Origin of the sequence: Verrucomicrobium sp. 3C (assembly GCF_000379365.1) — a bacterium.
GTDB lineage: Bacteria > Verrucomicrobiota > Verrucomicrobiia > Methylacidiphilales > Methylacidiphilaceae > Methylacidimicrobium.
Window position 1 is genome coordinate 136,950 of record NZ_KB901875.1, and the last position, 16,538, is coordinate 153,487.

16 protein-coding genes and 4 pseudogenes are annotated in these 16,538 nt (G+C 59.7%); 7 read left to right on the forward strand and 13 right to left on the reverse strand.

The genetic code is table 11. The features are described from left to right. Nucleotides 1-544: 544 nt before the first annotated feature. From A37A_RS0100895 to A37A_RS20975, 3 genes and pseudogenes are all read left to right on the forward strand, one after another. A complete protein-coding gene (locus tag A37A_RS0100895) occupies nucleotides 545-1,054 on the forward strand; it encodes a retropepsin-like aspartic protease (protein WP_018289669.1) in 510 nt (169 codons plus the stop codon). A 163-nt stretch (nucleotides 1,055-1,217) separates the two neighbouring features. Beyond that, nucleotides 1,218-2,051, forward strand: a complete 834-nt coding sequence (locus A37A_RS14900) for a hypothetical protein (RefSeq protein WP_196799450.1) — start codon at nucleotides 1,218-1,220, stop codon at nucleotides 2,049-2,051. Between the two features lie 54 nt (nucleotides 2,052-2,105). Beyond that, nucleotides 2,106-2,263, forward strand: a pseudogene (locus tag A37A_RS20975) (IS3 family transposase); the annotation flags it as partial. Nucleotides 2,264-2,512: 249 nt separating this feature from the next. On the opposite strand, the gene A37A_RS20980 reads toward A37A_RS20975, so the two are convergent. The 9 genes and pseudogenes from A37A_RS20980 to A37A_RS14915 form a co-directional block, all read right to left on the reverse strand. Then, nucleotides 2,513-2,881 carry an RNA-guided endonuclease TnpB family protein gene (locus A37A_RS20980; RefSeq protein WP_020493833.1) on the reverse strand — a complete coding sequence of 123 codons (369 nt, stop codon included), beginning with the start codon at nucleotides 2,879-2,881 and terminating at the stop codon, nucleotides 2,513-2,515. An 835-nt stretch (nucleotides 2,882-3,716) separates the two neighbouring features. Then, nucleotides 3,717-4,106 (reverse strand): annotated as a pseudogene (tnpA, locus tag A37A_RS0100915) (IS200/IS605 family transposase); the annotation flags it as partial. Nucleotides 4,107-4,214: 108 nt separating this feature from the next. Beyond that, nucleotides 4,215-4,670, reverse strand: a complete 456-nt coding sequence (locus A37A_RS0100920; protein WP_018289674.1) for a PIN domain-containing protein — start codon at nucleotides 4,668-4,670, stop codon at nucleotides 4,215-4,217. Continuing rightward, nucleotides 4,651-5,178: a hypothetical protein gene (locus A37A_RS0100925; RefSeq protein WP_018289675.1), complete on the reverse strand. Its 528-nt coding sequence runs from the start codon at nucleotides 5,176-5,178 to the stop codon at nucleotides 4,651-4,653. The genes A37A_RS0100920 and A37A_RS0100925 overlap by 20 nt, the downstream gene beginning before the upstream one ends. Beyond that, nucleotides 5,175-5,903, reverse strand: coding sequence for a hypothetical protein (locus A37A_RS0100930; RefSeq protein ID WP_018289676.1), 729 nt, complete (start codon nucleotides 5,901-5,903; stop codon nucleotides 5,175-5,177). Before A37A_RS0100930 ends, A37A_RS0100925 begins: the two co-directional genes overlap by 4 nt. Before the next feature lie 359 nt (nucleotides 5,904-6,262). Next, entirely contained in the window at nucleotides 6,263-6,604 is a 342-nt protein-coding gene (locus tag A37A_RS0100935; RefSeq protein ID WP_231363710.1) for a hypothetical protein, read from the reverse strand. A gap of 253 nt (nucleotides 6,605-6,857) precedes the next feature. Then, nucleotides 6,858-7,283, reverse strand: coding sequence for a type II toxin-antitoxin system VapC family toxin (locus A37A_RS0100940; RefSeq protein ID WP_018289677.1), 426 nt, complete (start codon nucleotides 7,281-7,283; stop codon nucleotides 6,858-6,860). Further along, a complete protein-coding gene (locus A37A_RS0100945) occupies nucleotides 7,280-7,537 on the reverse strand; it encodes a plasmid stability protein stbC (protein ID WP_018289678.1) in 258 nt (85 codons plus the stop codon). The genes A37A_RS0100940 and A37A_RS0100945 overlap by 4 nt, the downstream gene beginning before the upstream one ends. A 463-nt stretch (nucleotides 7,538-8,000) precedes the next feature. Further along, nucleotides 8,001-8,978 (reverse strand): reverse transcriptase domain-containing protein, encoded by a 978-nt coding sequence (locus tag A37A_RS14915; protein ID WP_231363712.1) that lies wholly within the window; start codon nucleotides 8,976-8,978, stop codon nucleotides 8,001-8,003. A gap of 10 nt (nucleotides 8,979-8,988) precedes the next feature. Here A37A_RS14915 and A37A_RS20985 point away from each other — a divergent pair, with 10 nt between their 5' ends. Next, nucleotides 8,989-9,315 (forward strand): hypothetical protein, encoded by a 327-nt coding sequence (locus A37A_RS20985; RefSeq protein ID WP_018289681.1) that lies wholly within the window; start codon nucleotides 8,989-8,991, stop codon nucleotides 9,313-9,315. A 554-nt stretch (nucleotides 9,316-9,869) separates the two neighbouring features. Here the strand turns inward: A37A_RS20985 and A37A_RS0100970 are convergent. Together A37A_RS0100970 and A37A_RS19805 are read right to left on the reverse strand one after the other, a co-directional pair. Beyond that, nucleotides 9,870-10,928, reverse strand: a complete 1,059-nt coding sequence (locus tag A37A_RS0100970) for a sulfotransferase family protein (protein WP_018289682.1) — start codon at nucleotides 10,926-10,928, stop codon at nucleotides 9,870-9,872. Between the two features lie 298 nt (nucleotides 10,929-11,226). Next, nucleotides 11,227-11,437 (reverse strand): annotated as a pseudogene (locus tag A37A_RS19805) (transposase); the annotation flags it as partial. Nucleotides 11,438-11,612: 175 nt separating this feature from the next. Here A37A_RS19805 and A37A_RS0100985 point away from each other — a divergent pair. Further along, entirely contained in the window at nucleotides 11,613-13,232 is a 1,620-nt protein-coding gene (locus tag A37A_RS0100985) for an IS1634 family transposase (protein ID WP_018289685.1), read from the forward strand. 89 nt (nucleotides 13,233-13,321) lie between these two features. On the opposite strand, the pseudogene A37A_RS19810 reads toward A37A_RS0100985, so the two are convergent. Then, nucleotides 13,322-14,319: pseudogene (locus A37A_RS19810) on the reverse strand (IS3 family transposase); the annotation flags it as partial. A 126-nt stretch (nucleotides 14,320-14,445) separates the two neighbouring features. Here A37A_RS19810 and A37A_RS14920 point away from each other — a divergent pair. Next, nucleotides 14,446-14,709 carry an SRPBCC domain-containing protein gene (locus tag A37A_RS14920; protein ID WP_018289688.1) on the forward strand — a complete coding sequence of 88 codons (264 nt, stop codon included), beginning with the start codon at nucleotides 14,446-14,448 and terminating at the stop codon, nucleotides 14,707-14,709. A 605-nt stretch (nucleotides 14,710-15,314) separates the two neighbouring features. Then, nucleotides 15,315-16,124 carry a hypothetical protein gene (locus A37A_RS0101010; protein WP_018289689.1) on the forward strand — a complete coding sequence of 270 codons (810 nt, stop codon included), beginning with the start codon at nucleotides 15,315-15,317 and terminating at the stop codon, nucleotides 16,122-16,124. A gap of 28 nt (nucleotides 16,125-16,152) precedes the next feature. Here the strand turns inward: A37A_RS0101010 and A37A_RS0101015 are convergent, their stop codons facing one another. Continuing rightward, entirely contained in the window at nucleotides 16,153-16,395 is a 243-nt protein-coding gene (locus A37A_RS0101015) for a DDE transposase family protein (RefSeq protein ID WP_018289690.1), read from the reverse strand. Between the last annotated feature and the right edge of the window lie 143 nt (nucleotides 16,396-16,538).

Here is a 16,538-nt window from a genome sequence, read left to right on the forward strand (position 1 = left end):
CGGGTAGCGCGGTGACGTTGCAGATCGTCCGGGAACGAGGTCCTTTCTCGGTCCGATACGACTCTCGGATGAAATAACTCTTGTAGACCTTCCCCTTCTGCCGCGACTTGACCTCGCAAAAGTACATTACGCACTCTTTTATGCCAAACGCAACGAATACACGTCAATATATTATTTCATATATTACGTACTACATGCTTTCCGTAAGTAATTGATAAATCACAATGTCGGTGAAAAAGTGTCAAAGTCAGGATAGCGTAAAAGCAATGAGTGCGGAGGAGACGTCAACGGCACAGGACGCGGAAGCTTTGTCGGCCGAGATTGATGCGTTTGAGAAGCTGCGTGGCCATCTAGAAGAAGTTTACGCCGGAAAATTCGTCGTCTTTTGCGGCGGGAAATTGATTGGCGCTTGGGACACGTTCAACGCTGCAGCCGAGGAGGCTGTGCGACGATTTGGGCGGGGACCATACTTGATCCGCCAAGTTGGGGCTCCGGCTCCCGTGTTGCCGGCATCCGTTTTCTTTCCGTAGATGGCCTGAGCGTAATGCCCATCGTCAACTGCGGGTTTTCGCCGTTCATCGTTAACCGAGCTGCCTCTCCCCCGGCGTTGCAGCCGGTCGACGCGGCAGGCCTTTTGTACCTCAACGGGCCTACCCTGCTTGTGGAGATCGGCTTTAAGCCCGAGGTTTTCCAGGAGAGTTCGAGAATCGAAGCATTCCAAAAACTCCAAACGCAGCAGCCGGTAAATTTGGTTCCGGCTCTTCTGGATACCGGAGCGCGCGATAGCTGTATCGATGCCGATCTTGCCAAGGAGCTAAATCTGCCGCCTATCGATCGGCAGCAGGGTTCGGGGATTGGCGGACTGGACGTATTTGACGTTTTCCTCGCCTATCTTCGCATCCCCGCCTTGCAATTTGTGACGTGGTGCCGATTTCTGGGGGTTCGGCTCCACTCTGGCAAGCAACAGCATCAGGTTCTGCTCGGAAGGGCTGCTTTTCGGTACATGGTGGTCGTTTACGACGGCCGCGACGGGTCATGCCGTCTGGCGTTCTAGCCACGTGCCGGTCTTCTTCCGTTGGAACGGTACGACGTTATGTCTGCTCACCCAGGCGAATTGACTCATAAATTTTGACACCGAAGCGGAGGTGGGCGGGGCGGGCAAAGGAGGGTCGTTGACTCATAAAAAATGACACCGAAGAACCACGGAGGTCATGAAGATGAGTCAACAGGTTGCGGAAGAGGTGCTTGGGCGGATGCGTGAGCGATACGCCCGGCGGGGGAGAAAGGGGAAGGGGCGGATGCTCGATGAGTTCTGCGAGCAGTGGGGCTACTCGCGCAAGCATGCGATCAAGCTTTTGTCCGGCAAGCGGCCACCGAAGGCCGAGGAAGAAAGGAGAGGGAGGCCCGCTCGGTACGGAGAAGAGGTCCTGGAGCCGCTCAAAACGATCTGGCAAGCGGGAGAACAGATGCGCGGGAAGCGGTTAGCGGCGGCGATACCCTTGTGGCTTCCCTACTATCGGAAGCGCTTTGGGAGACTGCCCAAGTGGGTGGAGCGGGACCTTTGCGAGATGAGTCCTGCGACCATCGACCGGCTTTTGGCTCCCATCCGCTGCGTGATTCCGAAGCGACTTTGCGGGACCAAACCGGGCAGCCTGCTCAAGACCCAGATTCCGGTGCGAACCGACCATTGGGATGCCACCGAGCCCCGTTATCTGGAAGCGGACACCGTGGCCCATTGTGGGCAGAGCTTGGCCGAGGACTTCGTCTGGACGGTCACCTACACCGATATCTACTCGGGTTGGACCGCTTCCCGAGCCGTTTGGAACAAGGGAGCAACCCAGATCGTGGAGAAGACACGCCAGCTCGAAGGCGAGCTGCCTTTTCCGATCCTGGGCTTTGATTGCGACAACGGGAGCGAGTTTTTGAACCATCATCTGCTCCGCTACTTCTCCCAGCGGCGCAGGCCCGTGGGCTTCACTCGCTCACGGCCCTATCACAAGGATGACAATGCCCATGTGGAGCAGAAGAACTGGAGCCGGGTCAGACTATAGTGGACCCCGATTTTGAGACAGGGATTTAAGCTGCCATCTTGGGAGGGTGATGGCATGAGCGAAGGCAGGAAGCGCAAGGTACATGCGCGGAGTTCAAGGCGAAGGTGGGAATGGAAGCGATCCGGGGGTTGAAGACGCTCAACGAGATTGGGCAGCAGTACGGGGTGCATCCAGTCGTGGACGGGCATTGGAAGAAAGAGCTCCTGGATGCTGAAATCGACCCGCACACAAAAAAGCGGACACTACCAAACTGCGTCCAAAGTGAAGCAGTAAGGAACGGATATCAATCTGGATACACCACTTCCGCCGCATTCTGTGCCCTATTCTCTCGGGAGGATCGGGAGCGGCGCGGCGGCCAGTCCGCATCGTCGCTTGCTGCCTTCCAGCACCCCCCAATGCACGATAAACGCACGTGAACTCCCAGCGAGGCTGTAAACAACCCGCGGCTGAAGTCGCAGGCTTTATCGTGAAGCGCAGACATGGTTGCCAACATCCGCACCTCCAACATTAGGCGTGCTTACGGCCGCCCTTGGCGGAACCGCCGTTCCGCCAATCCGGGCAAGATTCCGACTCGCGTTCAAGTCGCTGTGCGCCCGGAGACCACAGTGAGGACACACGAAACGATGCTTCGTGCGTCTGCCCAATTGTTTACAAGACGAGCAGGTTTGGCTCGTGTAGGCCGGATCGACGTATTCGACCGCGATGCCGGCCGATTTCGCCTTGTACTCGACAAAGCGTTGGAGCTGCCGGAAGGCCCAGCGATGCAATCTTCCTCGCATGCGCTTGCCAGCCTTGATCCGGTCTCGGATATGCGTCAGGTCTCGCTCCATCGATGATCTTGGCAACTTCCGGCCTCGAGCGCCTCCCCGCACGATGGCCCTTGCTCCGTCTCGTGGGTTCACATGAGGGTGACCGTGCCGCCCTCTCCTTGCCGGAGAACCTGCCGAAGCTTCTCTGTTTTGGCGCTTCGGCTGCCCTTGGCGGACTGGAGGACGGCGACGCAGGGCGAGAGGCCTGGTCGCGCGACGATCGCACAGACGACCGCTCCCGAACATCCCCCACCAAACTATGTGTGCCCGCGAGATTTGTTTTCGGCCCGACATCCACTCCCCATTCCCCGGGGCCGGATGCGAATCGGCTCCTTGTCGGTCGGATTCGACGACCGACGAGGTTGAAATACCAGTTGCCTTTGCGAAAGACCAGTTCCGCCTCCTTCGGCCGGCCGGAGGAGAGGATGCGCCGCTGGTGTTCCCCAAGACGCATCGGAACGATGACGCGTCCACCCAGGGTGTAAAGCGAGACGGCATTCTTCTTGAGCGCGTAGGTGCGCTTGTCGAAGTGGACGCTGGCGCGCTGGAAGCTGATTGCCGGAACCGGCGTGTCTTTCGGAATCCGCCCGGTTACCTTGGAGTGCCGCCTTGTACGCCTTGCAAACCGAAAAGATGGCATTGCAGCACATCTGGCTGCCCAGCGGAGTCGAAGAACGCAGATCCGAATAGGTCCGTTGATGCAATGCCACCCGATTCCAGACCCGATGCTCGCGAACGACGGCGGAAAGCCGCTGGGCAGGCGTTCGCAAAGTCGGATTGCAGCGCGGGCAAGCGCCGCCTCGCTGCCTCTGGCGACGCGCGCGTCCAACTTGATCGACGCCGTGCGCATCATGGCCTATCGCCTCTTGGTGACGTGTTCGGATCGTTCGATGTAGCGACGGATGGTTTCCGCGCTGACATTGCCGGCGGTGCCGACGTAATAGGATGAAGACCAGAGATGTCCATCCCACAACCGCTCCTTAAGTGCTGGAAACCGTTGAAACAGCAAGCGAGCCGTAACGCCCTTGAGCACCTTGACGGCGTCGGCCACGGCAATGGCGGGAGGCATGCTGAGAAACAGATGGATGTGGTCCGGCTGAATCTCCTTGGAGATCATCGGCCAATCTCTTTCCGCGCAAATCGAATCCAGCATCGCTCGCATTTCCTCGGCCACCGGTCCCGTCAACACGTCGATCCGATACTTCGGGCACCATACCACATGGTATGCGGTCTGGTAAACACAGTTGCGATTGGTGACAACGCGTTGCGTGTCGGAAAGACTACATCACGTGTTGCGTTCCGCGCAACCGCAATTCCTCCCGCGATTCAAATCGCAGGTTTCCTTGCAGGAACTCTATGAACCGATCTCCTCCCAACGTTTAGCAACGACGAAAAGGCTCAGGTGGCCGACGTTTCCAGTTGCGACGACAACCTCATGACCGTTGCTTTCCCTTATGAGCACGGCTTGCGCACAAAGAATCATGTCCCCATCCAAGGCCTTGTCATGGGCCGTGGGGCGGCCGTTTTGGCGCGCTTTTGCCCAAAAGGATGCCGCTCTCTTCATCGTTTCGGTCGTGAGAGGCAAATAACGGATCGTCTCCTTAAGCTGATCGAGCTTCTCCAGAGATCTCTGATTCCCTCTGCGCAAGAGCTCCCGCCGGATTTCGTAATCCGCGATCTCTGGCAAGCAAACCCCGTCGCCGGCTTGTAGCGAAGAGTGGAGCCATTGAAGACAGGCGCGGGATCGGTCGCCGGCCTGCGGATGAATCAGCAAGCCCAATGGCTCGCAATCAAGGAGCACCACCCGCATCGGCAAAGCGCTTTCTCGCGGAAAGCCTGTCTTCCTCCAGGTCTTCGATCAACTGGCGCAAGGAAGCCTCCTCGAGGTCGCCGGAAGGCGTCGGTTCCCGGAGCCAGGATTCCAGGAGCGAGATAGCCCGCTGATTTTCTTCTCGCTGCTTCCGCGTCTCCGGGTCTTCCGCAGAAGGTGCGGTGAACATGGTTCCGCGGACCCAGACCTCCGGCAGGAGGATGGGAGCATCCGACATCGACACGCCGAGGAGATCAAACGCGGCATTCGGAGGAGGGAGTTGCCCGGGTTGGGTGCTGGAGTGCCCCAAGTGGGAAGTGAAAGCCAGGTAGACCGCTGCCAAGTCCCTCGTTAAAGAGTTTTGTCTTAGCGGCGCGTTCTCTTCCTCGATCTCGGCCTTGGTCGACGCGGAGAAAGGAACCTCCTTTAGGGCTTCCGGCCCATAGCGTTGCTCCGGGCCGGTCGTTGCTGTCGACTCCTCCCGGAAGGTGTAAATCAAAGCGCTCATGGCTGGTCTCCCTTTTCGGCAATTTCTTCTCCGAGGGAGAGCAATTCCCGGAAGAGATTCTCGCATCGTTGGACAGGGATTTCCACGGAAGGTTGTTGAGCGGTGTTCACATCGAGTTCGAGCCGGCAGACAGGAAAATGGCCGATGAGTGTGGGAATACCGAGAGCAACCTCGAGGTTGGCCCATCGGGCGAGGCGGTTGACGCAAAGTCCCGAAACGGACTGGGAATGCCGGGGACGATTCACCGAGTAGAGGAAATCCGTGATCGTTTCGACGTCTATTTTAACGCACGGCAAGAAGGGGGCGAGGAAGCGGTTTCCGCTAGGGACGTCCTGAACCGTGTGGAAGAGGGTTGCGCCGAAAGCCAAGCGCGCAGCTTTGGGGCTCTGAGGAAGCCACGGCAAGAGCAGGCGTTGGAAAAGTGCCAGCGCCTCCGGGAAAGGCCCGATGGCGGGCAGATCGTCGGGAGGGTCCCTAGGAGGAATGGGACGTAAGATCCAGTCGATGCGACCGCGCTGGCAATCCAAGGCCAAGAGCGCTTCGCTTCCCAGTAGCTTTCCGCTTTCCGTGAGCCTGGGGATTCGGGGTTGCAGGATCCGCGAGTCGGGCTCTGTCCCGGTAATGAAGCGCCACCACGAGTTCTCCAGGATCGGGAAGTTCTCTTTGGGAAAGAGCGTGCCTCGCAGAAGTTCGGTCTTCCAAACCGACCGGGGATCTTCGCTCATCGTCCAGCCTAATCTAGATGAAACCCATGCTTCGGAGCTTGCCACCAGGACGGAGGCATGCACGCCACTCCCTCTCTCCCGGGTAGAACCTTTAGAGCGGGCTTAGGATGCAGAGTGCCTACGATGCCTATTAACCGTCAAGTCGCTCCGCGCGTATATGTTGTGCCGTAGGAGGTTCGCGACCGCGTGGCGAAAGAAGCCGCAGAGGCCTCCACCTTCTTCCCTTCTCAGCCCTGCGCTTCCTCCTCCTTGTTCGCGGTCACTTCCATTTCCGTTTCTTCCCACCTTGGTTGTGACCCACACACAAATTTCCGGACAGGCTCCCAACGCCCGGCCGACTTGCGTGAGCCGGCTTCGGTCTACCTCTTTTCCCGCCTCGGGCGTATGGAAAAAATGGCTGCCCCGGTCGGCTGCCCCGGGTCGGTGTAGAGGCTGCAAAAAAGCGCTTCTTTCTCAATGACGCTCCGTAAGCCCGAAAGGATCGCTTTGGTCCCTTCCTCCTCGCATAAAATGGCCTCGTAGACTTCGTTCGCCGCATCGTCCAGTAAGGCGATCAGATCCGGCTGCCATCCCAACCCCGGAATCCAATCACGAGGGCTCCCGTCCACAGGCAAGAGCATCCCCCGCATCGGCCTCCGCTCTCGCTCCCGCCGATGAACCCGCCCCCGCTTCCGCTTGCCCAGCAGTCCAGCCGTCTGCAACGCACAGCTGACCCAGGAATAGCTCAGCTGCGGCTCAATCGTCCGGGGGAAAGATCGCGTTCAAGTCGCGCTCGCCATGCATTCGTCGGCGATGTAATCCCAGATTTCGGTAAGGTCAGCTTTCGATCTTTTGGCTGGCGTCGGCGCGCACGGCCGTTTTCTTGCGACCTTTCCGTTTGATCTCCTCGGCATCCCATGGTGTCGGCTCTCCCGATTTCCGGGCTGTTTCCCATGGGCTTTCGCTCCTGGTTGGTCAGGGCGCTACCTCCCACGGATTGATGGTCTTCAGCGCGGCGGCCTCGAAAGGGTTGGTGTCGCGCGTGGCAACCATCAAGCCGTGCACGGCGGCCGTGGCGGCGATATAACCGTCCACCTTGCCGATCGCCTTGCCCCCTGCCCTCGCCCGCGCCATCAAGTCGGCATAGGCTTGCGAAGCATCCAGGTCGAAGGGCAGCACGCGGCCTGCGAAGATTGGCAACACCTCATGCTCCAACCGCTCTTGGTAGAGGGTGCGGCGCCTGCCCTCGGGCATAGTCGCAAGGCCATAGCGCAATTCGGCCACGGTGATGGCCGACAGATAGAGCGTTTCAACCGCCTGCGCGTCGATCCAGGCCAGCACGTTGGGATTCGGCTCGATCTTCCACAGCTCGGAAATCACGTTAGTGTCGATAACGATCATTCAAAGCTCATTGGCTCGGCTGGCGTCTTGTCGCGGAACTGGTTGAACTGCTCAGCTTCGGCCTCCGTCAGGCCGCCCGCTTCGCGGGCGATGGAAGCCAGCAAGGAACCGAGTTTGACGCGCTCGGGAGGACAAGCGGCCATTTCCAGAATGGCGCGGATTTCCGCCTCGGTGCTGCGGCCGTGATGGGCGGCACGTACTCGAAGAGCGCGATGCACGGCATCCGGCAGATTTCTTACGGTTACATTTGCCATGGGTCATCCCCTTGCGTGCCAAGTCATCAATGATAGCACGATATGATAACTGCCATCATTTTGCAAGCGGGCTTGTCAGTGAAAACGATCATTTTCAGGACACTCCGCTAAGCAGCTCGCGAGGGGGTGAAGTGCTCCCTAAAAATCCGACCAGTGGTTAAGCTAAGAAAAGGAAGCCACTGGAATGATGGAGAAGACAAGCAAACGGACGCGTCGCCGGCACAGCGCGGAGTTCAAGGCCAAGGTGGTCGTCGCGGCGCTGAGCGAGGACAAAACGATCAACCAATCGAGCGCAGAGTCGAGGAGTGGCGCGGTGCGACGTAGGAGAGCCATAGCGGGAGCTGCCCCTTGCGGTCTGGCAGTGCCTGAGTATCTCTCCCTATCATCCGTTTCCACTCCCCGCTCATCAAACCGAACGTGCGGATTTCCCGCATTCGGCTTTCGGACAAGGTTTGGCGCAGGATTATGCCCACGGCAGGCTCCGCGTTAAGCTCCTAAGGGAGAGAAGACCCAACTTGTCCCGGAGAAACCAGTCTGCGAACTGGGTCTTTCCCGGCCCAAGGACTTTATGCTTGCGGCAGAGCAACCGGCGGAGCCGATACCGGACGTGACGATCCACCACCCGGTACGCTCGGCTGACCGAGCCAAGACAGAAGTAGTTCGCCCATCCTCGCAGCCGGCGATTAAGGAGCATCACCCGTGCCGTGCCCTCCATTCCGAGAGTGTTCCAACCAAGTTGCTCGCTCACGCTCTGCAGCAGCCGGTTCACCCGTTTCTCGGAGGCTTGCGTCCCCAGGTAGCTGCGGCCCGTGATGGGCTTATAGCAAAGACCGAAGGTGTAGCCGAGAAAGTCGAAGTTTTGCTCCGGCACTCGGCAGATCCGGGTCTTTTCCGGGGTCACGGTGAGCCCGATTCGCTCCATGATCTTCTCCATTTGCTTCCGGGCTTCCTGGGCGTGATGGCGGCAGAGGACCACATAGTCGTCGACGTACGATACGATGTGCGCCGCCCATCGGGCGGCCCATCCTTGCCGCTTCCATGCCAAGATAAACCGCCTCATGTAGAGGTTGGCCAGTAGAGGGGAGATGGGAGCCCCTTGCGGAGTCCCCCGCCTCCGATCCTTGGCCTGAGTCGTCCTCCGCTTCCCTCCTCGGCCGTCGTCTTCCTCGACGGGCATTTCCAGCCATGCCTTCAAAAGAGCGAGCATGACGCCGTCGGAAATCCGCCGGGCCAAGCTCTTCATCAGGGCATGGTGAGGGATGCTGTCAAAGTAGCCGGAGAGGTCGGCGTCGATCACCTCGGTGTAGCCCGTGTTGAGGAGAGCATGCACCTTCTTGACCGCATCCAAGGCGCTTCGCCCTTCTCGATAGGCATACTGTTCTTCTGCTAAATCCACCTCGAAGATCGGACTCAGCACGAGGACCGCTGCCATCTGTGCCACCCGATCCCGTATGGTGGATATCCCCAAGGGCCTCCGCTTCCCCGTCGGGTTTGGGAATCCACACCCGCCGAACCGCCTCTGGCCGATAGGTCTTGTTTCGGAGTTCTTCCGCCAATCGGTCCAACCACCTCTCTACCCCTTCTTCCTCGATCCTCTCGAAGGTCTGCCCATCGACTCCCGCTACCCCGCCGTTCTTTCGGCAGAGCAGCCAGGCGTAGGCGAGCACATCCTCGCGGTAGAGTTTGTCGTAGAGGGAGTAGAAGCGATAGGTCGGACTTGCCTTCGCTTTTTCCTGCAACGTCGTCTGGAGCTTCCGAACACGCAAGGGAGGTTCTAGACTCATCGCCAATCTCCGTGCTCTCGCTCCTTCCGACGTTTCCCTTGAACTAAGGCCCCTTCCCTCCCCCGGACTTTCTCCGAGCTCTCCGGTACCTTGGGCCTATCCGATTCCCACCCGGTCCCGCTTCGACTCCTCGCGGGGCAGCGGTCGGTCCGCTCGCGCCAACCCGAGCTCCCGGCCAGATGGGCCTCCCGTGTTGATGCATCGTCCTTTGCCCGCATGCCCTCGCCCATTACCCCGGCGGCTCTCCCCATTGCGTCGATTGCTCTCCTTCCCAGGGAGACAACGGCCTTCGCTTCTTCGACACGAGCTCGGCGTCCGCATTGCCCGTTTCGAGGCTTTGTTCAGCGTTCACTTCCGTTAGGGCCTGCTTGCTCGCTGACCCGCTTTCCGGGCCTTTTCCCAGAGGCTTCGACCACCGGCGTTACCACCAGTAGCCGCTCCGGGTGCTTCCGGCTGGAGCAATAGTTGCCGGGTGGAGATCACTCCCTCCCCACTGGGCGATGCACCCTTTTCACGGCGCACATGGAAGTCAGGCTAGACCTTCTCCCTCACTGCGACTCGTGGCTCCGCGACCCGAGCAGCCGCTTCCTCAGCCCGCGGAACGATCTTTCCAGCGTGCGCAGCCTAAGAAGCAACCGGTAGGTGCGCGACGCTCCGATCTGCGTCCGCAAGGCGGCTAACTCCCGCGATCGCGTCGCGAGAATGGCCCGGCACTCTTGCAGCTCCGCCATGAAAACCAACTTGGTTGAAAGCCACTCTGCATCCATAACGCGGAGCAGCGGCACCATTCGCCGGAACTCCGCGTGGAGAGACCTCATCCGGGAGGAAGCAACCTTCGGTTCATGGTCGGCGCAAAGGTCGTTGAGCGCTTGGAAGGTCTCCACGACCAGCGGAGAAATGTCCGGCCGATCTTGCAGATCCTCCGCCGCAAAACGGGTGTGCTGGAGATCGGCTCGCAGGAAGCGGCCCGCCTCCTCTACCGCCGTCTCGCGCCAGGGCAGCCCCAGCCGATCGCTCAGCCGCCGCAGTTCCCGCTCCGGTTCCTCCAGGAGCCGGTCGTAATCGACCGCGACGAAGGGCCTGGCGGCGACTCGGGGCCAGTGGGCAAGATAATGACTGGCCCAGAGAAGGAGGGACCTATCCTCCGGAATGTCGTCGCGCCGCAGAAGCGACTCTGCGCAGGCGAGCGGATGGCGGACGGCGATCACCTCGATAATCTTTATGCCGGCTTGCACCAACGCTTCCTCCCAAAAGGGAAGCGCCCGGAGGGTCCGCGGATCCTTGAAGGCCCACCACGGGCAGGCGGCAAACCTACCCCGGATCGACTCGATCGCCTCGGACATCAGGGAGCGCACTTCCGGGGAAGACGCGGGGATTTCCAGGGGAGCCGAGTGCTCCCAAAAGCGATCCCTCTCCTCTCCCAGCAACTGGTTCAACCGCCGATTGATGACGAGAAACTTGCTATCCTCCCAAAAACCCGTCGGATTGTCCTCGGCCGGCTCAATGAACTCCGAGCCGAGCTCCACGCCTAGAAAGCCGAGGCAGCGGGTCAGGGCGCTGGTGCCGCAGCGGTGCATGCCGAGGACGAGGACTGCGTGGGATTTCATCGGAGGAAGAGCGTGCTCCTACCGTTGTCTCGGGGCGGTAAGCCGAAATTCCACTGAGTCCTTCCGTCCTCGGCTTGCTTTCCTGCCCCTTGGCTTCAGTTCGGGTATAAGCTTTGTGGTTCTGTGAGCACGGCAACCCAGGAGAACCCGATCGTCCTTGGCAAGGACTCCGGGAAAGTGAGATCTCGCTGCTCGTGCCACAACTCTTCCTTATTCGAGTAAACCTTCGGCAATGCGGTTTGTTGTGAAAAAAGAACAACATGACTAGCGGATCTTCCGCAGGTTTTTGACCATATGCTTATCCCGTTGACGCCCCTAACGCCATCTTCTCGTAGTTGACGGGGATTTTGATCGTGGCCGGCCCGAGCAATTTCTGGAACGCAGCCATGGGAGTCTTGCGCCGGTTGAAGCGAAACATGAATTCATCGAGATAATTTTGCAGATTTGGGATCAACGCCATGATGGGTGCCATTAAGCCAGGTTTTGAGGTTGCCGAAAGCCCGGTGGATATGGAGCGCATGGGTTTCGGGATGATGGTGCTCGTGGCTGACGTTAGGGGCGTCAACGGGATAAGCATATTTGACCATTTTGTTGATGGATCAATGACTTCTACGTATTTTTGTAGGACATACCAATGATAATATTGGCTCGACCATTACTAGAACTATCGGTTAAATTGTAGGCATGCATTTGCAGGAGGTTCGCACGCGGCGCAACGGGAAGGTCTATTCCTCCTACGTAATCCGGGAGTCCTACCGGGTGGGGAAGCAGGTCAAGACACGCCTGATCGCCAACGTGACCCGGGTGCCGGAGGACGCCCGGAAAGCGCTGGCCGCCGCTTTACGGAAGAAGCCGCTGGTCTCTCTCGATGAGTTGCAAGCTCGAGAGGCGCTCGATTACGGGGGACTCGCGGTCCTCGAGCAAGCGTGGCAGCGATTTGGACTCGATCAGGTTCTATCCGGGGTGGGTTCGGAGCGGAAGGGGCGGCTTTTGAAGGCGATGATCTTTGGACGGATTCTCTTTCCCTCATCCAAGCTCGCCCTTCGGGAGGAAGCAGGCGGGACGCTTTTGGCCAAGGCGTGCGGGCTGGAGGAGAAGGACCTGGAAGAAGACGATCTCTACCGGGCAATGGATGGGCTCAATGGTTGCTGGAGCGGGATCGAGAAGAAGCTTTACCGGGAGGCCCAACCAGACGGAGCGAGCTTGGTGCTCTATGACCTTTCGAGTGTCTACTTCGAGGGGGACGGGCCCGAGGGATTGGCGCAGTACGGCTACAGCCGGGATCATCGGCAAGATCGGCGCCAGGTGCTTCTTGCGGTCGCCGCCGATGCCCGGGGGATCCCGATCCATGTGGAGGTCCTGCGGGGGAACCGGGCGGACAGCGCGACACTGACGGGGCTCTTGGTGACTCTCAGACGCCGGCTCGGGATCAGAGAGGCTACCTTCGTCTTCGACGGCGGGATGAAGAGCCGGTGGAACCTGGAGATGCTCACCGGCATGGAGCTTGAGTACGTAACCCGATCGACTGGGGCTAAGCTCCAGGAGATCATTCGGCGACTTCCCGAAGACCGGCAGCTCTGGCTGACGGATCGGACCCGGGTGATGGAAATCGAGCACCAAGGGGTTCGCTACGTCATTGCGGGAGGGGAGCGGCGCGCGATGCGCGATCGGGAGCGGCGGCAGAGCCGCATCGCCCACGCAGAGGAAGAGCTGCGCCAGATTGCCAAGGCAACACGCAAGGGGACGGACCCAGTCGAGCTTGGCAGCCGGATCGGCCGGGCGCTCCAGCGGCTCCAAGCCCATAAATACTTTCAGTACGGAGTCGACGCCAAGGGCCGGTTCTGGTGGAAGCTTGACCAAGAGCGGGTCAAAGAAGAAGAGGCGATCGACGGCTGGTATCTTTTCGGGACCAACCTCCCGTCCGCCAAGGCTTCACCTCAGGAGGTGCTGACCCACCACAAGCGGCTCGCAGAGGTCGAAGCCGCTTTTTCAGAACTCAAGAGCTACCTCGAAGTCCGTCCTGTCTATCATTGGCGGCCCGATCGGGTCCGCAACCACGTGAGGATTTGCTTCATGGCTTTCTGGATGAATGCCCGCCTCGGGACCGAATGGGTGGCCAAAGGGTTCACCGAAGAGGTGCCCAAGGTGCTCCGCCGCCTTCAGGCGATCCGCTTGATCCGACTCGCCCCGAACGGACGGCCTTTGATCGGGTTCTTCTCCAAGATCTCCGCCGACCTCAATGCACTGCTCCGAAAACTCGACCTGCTCCCGCTCTTTGCTCGCCCGCCCAAATGGGCCATGTAGGCAGAACGAAAAACTCTTAACGTTCTGCTGCAATCAGTTGCCACACTACACAGCGGAAGTTCGATCAACTCGGCCACCGTGCCGCACTCCTTCAGATACACGTCCTCATGCTTGAGGCTGCGCCAGAGCCGTTCGACAAAAATATTGTCCAACGCTCGACCCCTTCCATCCATGCTAATCGCAATGCCTGCGCCCTTGAGCATGCCCGTGAACGTAGCGCTGGTGAACTGCGAGCCCTGATCGCTGTTGAAGATCTCCGGCTTCCCGTGCAGAGCCAACGCATCCTCCAGGCAATCGACGCAGAACGAGGTGTCCAGGCTGTTGCTGATCCGCCAGCCCAGTACCCGCCGCGAGTACCAGTCGATGATCGCCACCAGATCAACGAAACCTCGCAGGAGTTGGATGTACGTAATGTCGATACTCCAAACCTAATCGGGCCGGCTGACCTCCATGCCGCGCAGCAGGTAGGGATAAACTGCCTGCTCGGGATGTCCCACGCTCGTCGAAGGCCCCGGCGCCATCCCAGCCAACCCCATATGGCGCATCAACCGCCGCACCCGCTTGCGGTTTGCGACATATCCCAGTCGCTCAAGAAAAACCACCATCCGGCGGCTGCCGTAAAACAGCCGACGCGTGTATTCCTCATCCATCAGCCGGCACAGCAGCAAATCCTCCTCGCTTTGCTCGCCAGACGCCCCCCGTCCGTAGAACGTAGCCCGTGCCACCCCTGCCAGTTCGCATTGCCGCACCACCGCCAGTTCCGCCTCTCGCTCTATCCAGCCTATCCGTGCCTCGCTGCTCATAGTCCGGACTTTTTTTTAAGCCAGTCCAACTCCATCTTCAGCCGACCAATCTCCCCATACAGCCGATCTTCATCCGCATGCCCAACCGGCTTCGGCCCACGCTTCCCTTCAAAAATCGTCGCCGCCCGCTCCAGGAGCTCTTTCTTCCAATGCCCGACCACGACTGGATGCACCCCGTACTGCTGGCCAATCTCGTTGAGCGTCTTCAACCCCCGGATCGCTTCCATTCCCACCCTCGCCTTGAACTCCGCGCTATGTGCTTTGCGCTTCCTGCCTTCGCTCATGCCATCACCCTCCCAAGATGGCAGCTTAAATCCCTGTCTCAAAATCGGGGTCCACTATAGCCCGTAGCCCGTCCAGGCGCGCGACTTGCGCTTCGCGTCTGCGCTCCGCACTCTCCTCCAGTTGCCATGAACGCCGAGGTCCTGGTGGCGGAGCCGAACCGGGAACTGTCTTGGACCTGTTACTGGCTCTCCCCGCGTCTACTGGCTGGGGAGCATCGCTTCCTCTTCGAGATCCAGGGCCCGAAGAAAGTCCTCCTTCACCACGGGGAGACCTTTCACGGCCTACTCCTCCCTTGTCTTTGGCCACTGATGGAGCAGAGGACCCGGCAGGGGCTGGAGGCCATGAACGCGGCACTCAAGGAACGGGGGGAAGCCCGCCACCAAGACTAACCGGCCTCTTTTCAGAGGCTTTCGCCTGCGGAGAGCCTGCCCTCCGCGCGAGGCAGCGGTCTGCATGCGTGCGCTCACCGGAACTCCCGGCCGGATAGGCCTCCCGTGCTGATTGCATCGCCCTTTGGGCGCATGCCGTCGCCCAAAACCCCGGCAACCCTCCCCGGTGCCCATGGTGCTCTCTTCTCAGGGAAACATCCGCCTTCGCTTCTTCCACACGAGCTTGGCGTCCGCATTGCCCGTTTCGAGGCTTTGTTCAGCGTTCACTTCCGTTAGGGTCTGCTTGCTCGGCTCTCCCGCTTTCCGGGCCTTTTCACAGGGGCTTCGACCACCGGCGCTACCACCAGCAGGCGCTCCAGGTGCTTCCGGCTGGAGCAAAAGTTGCCGGGTGGGGATCACTCCCTCCCCACTGGACGATGCACCCTTTTCACGGCGCACATCAAAGTCAGGTTAATATAAACTGAACGGATGCCGAACGGGAGATGTCGAACCCTTTAGACCATGCGATAGGGCTTTCTGATTGGGCAATCCGGAAGGAACCGCGCAGCCTTGGTTCATTAGTCGGTCCAGAAAACGCTCATCCCAAGCCCGTTGGGAAATAGAGCATGATCGAGAATGTTCTAATGATGACGAAGAAAACGATCGATTTAATCCTTCTGGTCGCGCTGACCGTGTTCGCCGCCTCCCTGCTGGGCGACTGGTGGATATCCGGCAGGCTCTCCGAACGCCGGCCGATCTTCCACTCCTCTCTGATTCCGCCTCGAGAAACGGACAACGGGAATGGTCTCGTGGAAGGGCGTTGGCAGAATGGGAAACACTATTGGATTCAGGCTTCGAACGGGCTGATCTGGTCATGTCCCAACGAACGCTATGCGAAGGAGTTAGGAGAGATCGCCCTTCAGCAGCTTTCGGGAAGATACTGGATTGGACCGAACCGGCATCTCTATTTGAAGGTGGCCAACCACGAGCCTCGCGCCCTGCGCCTGCGCTCTTTGCCGGCATCCGCCGGCTCCTGGGAAAGCGGGTCGTGGCTGGCGGAAGTCGCCAACTATAATGGTCCCGAGGTCTGGTCATGCTCTCGCGACATCTCTCCGGCGGAAAGGCGTGACGGAGTGGAGTTTCGAGGGGGCTTTTTGCTTCTCCAGAGGGTTACAGACCCGGTTACATTTGAACCGAAGACGGCGGTTCGACTCTTTTCGCCGCAAGAGAGGAGTTGGGGTAACTGGCAGCCGGGAACCGTCGTCGTCTGCGCGGACGCGAGCAGGAAAAACGGCCAGTGGCATATTCAGTGGAGAATGGAGGCGGTTGGGGGCCGTTTCATGCTGGCCAACGACCCTGGCGTCAATCCCGAGTTTGAGACCCTCTTCCGTGATCCCTTTTTCCTCCTGCCGATTGCCGCAAGCGATATCCCGTGAGCTTCTCCAGGGTCTTTTGTTTTGAAGTTCATGCGGCGGCGAGGATGGCCAGACATTGTTTAGGGGTGGAGCAGAATCGTTCGCGGAACTGCGGGAGGGATTGTTCGCCGAGGCGTTCGGAGAGGAGCGAGAGGAGGGCGTTGCGGATGAGCGCCAAGTCGGCCGGCAGGTTGGGCTGGCGGGAGCGGGAACGGTTTTCGCCCATCTGGGCATCGCGTCGCCAATGGTTGCCGATTTCGGCTCCGCCCCAATGTCCTCGGATCCAGTCCAACCATTCTTGGAACGAATACCGATCCGGTGGCGCGCTGGAGAGGTAGCAACGGGACTCGGGTGCCGGTCAGACCATCCTTTTTCTTCGTGCGCTGGCTGCGCACCACGATCAGGGAGCGGGCAAAGGGGAAGTCGACGGCCAGG

Excerpts from the sequence above, each read along its gene's own strand:
- A37A_RS0100985 (WP_018289685.1), top strand. The coding sequence starts at position 11,613 with ATGCATTTGCAGGAGGTTCGCACGCGGCGCAACGGGAAGGTCTATTCC.
- A37A_RS0100970 (WP_018289682.1), bottom strand. The coding sequence starts at position 10,928 with ATGAAATCCCACGCAGTCCTCGTCCTCGGCATGCACCGCTGCGGCACC.
- A37A_RS0100895 (WP_018289669.1), top strand. The coding sequence starts at position 545 with ATGCCCATCGTCAACTGCGGGTTTTCGCCGTTCATCGTTAACCGAGCT.
- A37A_RS14920 (WP_018289688.1), top strand. The coding sequence starts at position 14,446 with ATGAACGCCGAGGTCCTGGTGGCGGAGCCGAACCGGGAACTGTCTTGG.
- A37A_RS0100940 (WP_018289677.1), bottom strand. The coding sequence starts at position 7,283 with ATGATCGTTATCGACACTAACGTGATTTCCGAGCTGTGGAAGATCGAG.
- A37A_RS0101010 (WP_018289689.1), top strand. The coding sequence starts at position 15,315 with ATGATCGAGAATGTTCTAATGATGACGAAGAAAACGATCGATTTAATC.
- A37A_RS0100945 (WP_018289678.1), bottom strand. The coding sequence starts at position 7,537 with ATGGCAAATGTAACCGTAAGAAATCTGCCGGATGCCGTGCATCGCGCT.
- A37A_RS14900 (WP_196799450.1), top strand. The coding sequence starts at position 1,218 with ATGAGTCAACAGGTTGCGGAAGAGGTGCTTGGGCGGATGCGTGAGCGA.
- A37A_RS0100930 (WP_018289676.1), bottom strand. The coding sequence starts at position 5,903 with ATGAGCGAAGATCCCCGGTCGGTTTGGAAGACCGAACTTCTGCGAGGC.
- A37A_RS20985 (WP_018289681.1), top strand. The coding sequence starts at position 8,989 with ATGGTGGATATCCCCAAGGGCCTCCGCTTCCCCGTCGGGTTTGGGAAT.
- A37A_RS0100925 (WP_018289675.1), bottom strand. The coding sequence starts at position 5,178 with ATGAGCGCTTTGATTTACACCTTCCGGGAGGAGTCGACAGCAACGACC.
- A37A_RS0100920 (WP_018289674.1), bottom strand. The coding sequence starts at position 4,670 with ATGCGGGTGGTGCTCCTTGATTGCGAGCCATTGGGCTTGCTGATTCAT.
- A37A_RS20980 (WP_020493833.1), bottom strand. The coding sequence starts at position 2,881 with ATGGAGCGAGACCTGACGCATATCCGAGACCGGATCAAGGCTGGCAAG.